The sequence below is a fragment of the Bacillus sp. CD3-5 genome (assembly GCF_006349665.1).
Taxonomy (GTDB): Bacteria; Bacillota; Bacilli; order Bacillales; family Bacillaceae_G; genus Bacillus_A; species Bacillus_A paranthracis.
This window is the reverse complement of sequence record NZ_VEPX01000035.1, coordinates 1-2,403: the sequence shown is the minus strand read 5'-3', so window position 1 is coordinate 2,403 and position 2,403 is coordinate 1. Positions and strand designations below refer to the sequence as shown.

At 34.4% G+C, this 2,403-nt stretch carries 2 protein-coding genes; both read left to right on the top strand.

The genetic code is table 11. The features are described 5' to 3' along the window. Positions 1 to 297 precede the first annotated feature (297 nt). Entirely contained in the window at positions 298 to 1,257 is a 960-nt protein-coding gene (locus tag FH036_RS26855) for an alpha/beta hydrolase (RefSeq protein ID WP_000719801.1), read from the top strand. A 165-nt stretch (positions 1,258 to 1,422) separates the two neighbouring features. Continuing rightward, positions 1,423 to 2,154: a DsbA family oxidoreductase gene (locus FH036_RS26850; RefSeq protein WP_000687959.1), complete on the top strand. Its 732-nt coding sequence runs from the start codon at positions 1,423 to 1,425 to the stop codon at positions 2,152 to 2,154. Positions 2,155 to 2,403 lie beyond the last annotated feature (249 nt).

The following is a 2,403-nucleotide window of genomic DNA, read 5'->3' as shown; positions in this document are numbered from 1 at the left end:
GAACACGGAAGTTAAGCTCTCTAGCGCCGATGGTAGTTGGGACCTTGTCCCTGTGAGAGTAGGACGTCGCCAAGCAAGCTTAAGACGAGTCAGAATGACTCGTCTTTTTTATGTTTCTAACTCCTAATCCTTATTTTTTAATCCTCTTATATTTATTTTCTTTCATTATTTTTGATATGTAGTATAAGATTTTCTATTTTATTTTTTGTAGAAGTAATCTGTCGGTGTGTTAAAATAGTGCAGTTGTTTTTTGAGTATTTGAATATAAGAAGACTTAATTTTGAAAAAGGAGATAATATGAAAAAGATAGGTGTAATTACTATAGTAGTTTTAGTCCTTCTAGCGATTACTTATATGTTAGTTGGGAATTATTTTTATAATTATGCGTTGAATGCGAAACAAGAGAAAGAGTTTTTAGAGGATAACCCTCACTTAGTAGAAACAGTGAATGCATCAGGAGATGTGTTGGCTACAAATGAAGAAAAGGATGCGAACTTTGTATCAAATCATAAACCTAATACACTACACATAAATTCTTTCGATAACTTGAAATTAACGGGTTATGAATATATGAATGAACAATCTAGTCATAAATGGGCAATTGTAGTTCATGGATATGATAGTAGGGCATCGAAAATGACGAAATATATCCGGAACTTTTATGAACAAGGGTATAACGTTATAGCACCAGATCTTCGTGGGCACGGGAATAGTGAAGGGGATTATGTTGGTATGGGCTGGCATGATCGTAAAGACATTTTGATTTGGATTCAACAAATTGTAAAGAAAGATCCTAATGCTGAAATAGGGCTCTTTGGTGTTTCAATGGGTGGTGCAACTGTAATGATGACTTCGGGTGAGGATTTACCTTCTAACGTTAAAGTTATTATTGAAGATTGTGGGTACTCAACTGTTGTTGATGAATTTACGTATCAATTAAAAGATCTATTCCACTTGCCGAAGTTTCCTGTTATGAATGCGGCAAATACAGTTACAAAATTAAGAGCTGGATATGATTTAGAAGAAGCTTCAGCTATTAAACAAGTTGCAAAAAGTAAAACACCGATGCTATTCATTCATGGGGATGCGGATACATTCGTTCCTTTTGAAATGTTAGATGAAGTATATAATGCTGCAAAAGTAGAAAAAGAGAAATTAATTGTTCCAGGTGCTGGACATGGAGAAGCTGAGAAGATAGATTCAAATACGTATTGGAATACCGTATGGAGGTTCGTGGAAAGATATATTCAAGCATAATTAGATTTATATATGCGATAATCAGAAGGTAATACTTTTGATTATCGTTTTTCTATTTATAGATTTATTTTAGGTTGTAGTATATAAGGCTTGAAGCATAAATTTTTGAATTCCTTAGTGCCAGTGCTACAATGATTGAAAACTACATGTTAATGAGGTGTTTCTATGAAAATTGAAGTATGGTCAGATTTTGTATGCCCGTTTTGCTACATTGGGAAACGTAGATTAGAAGTAGCTTTAGAGCAATTTCCTCATAAGAAGGATGTTGAAGTTGAGTTTAAAAGTTTTGAATTAGACCAAAATGCTCCAATCTATTCTGGAACAAGTATTAATGAAGTACTTGCATCAAAGTATGGGATTAGTATTGAAGAAGCGAAACGTAATAACGTGCAGCTAGGTAATCATGCAGCTAGTATGGGTTTAAGTTTTAATTTTGATGAGATGAAGCCGACGAACACTTTTGATGCGCATCGTCTTGCGAAATTTGCAAAGGATCAAGGGAAAGAAAAAGAGATTACGGAAAATCTACTTTTTGCATATTTCACTGAATCGAAAAATTTAAGTGATGTGGATACGCTTGTTACTATAGCTGAAGCTTCAGGTTTAGATAAACAAGAAGCTTTACAGGTTATTAATGATAAAAGCGCATATGCAAATGATGTTAGAGTTGATGAAGCGATCGCTCAGCAATATCAAATTTCAGGAGTGCCTTATTTTATTATTAATCAAAAGTATGCTATTTCAGGTGCACAACCACTTGAAACTTTTGTTGGTGCACTTCAGCAAGTGTGGGAAGAAGAGAATCCTGTACCTACGTTACAAGAGCTTTCTTCAGAAGGTGGAAGCGATATGTCTTGTACAGATGAAAGCTGTTCGGTACCTTCAAAAGAACAATAGTTTTTATGATGGAAAGCAACCCATAGAGTAGTATATGGGTTGCGTATATATTCTGATAGAAGAGGTATGTAAATAGGGTTTAAAAAAAATGAAGTTTTTTTAAAAAAACGTATTGACGATTAGAGATTAGAGGTGTAATATAGAACAAGTCGCCGATGACAATAACGTCGAGAGCGACAAACGAAATGAAAAACTTAGTTGACATTAACTAACGAAGATGTTAACATAAGGAAGTCGCAAATGAGCGGC

Excerpts from the sequence above, each read along its gene's own strand:
- FH036_RS26855 (WP_000719801.1), top strand. The coding sequence starts at position 298 with ATGAAAAAGATAGGTGTAATTACTATAGTAGTTTTAGTCCTTCTAGCG.
- FH036_RS26850 (WP_000687959.1), top strand. The coding sequence starts at position 1,423 with ATGAAAATTGAAGTATGGTCAGATTTTGTATGCCCGTTTTGCTACATT.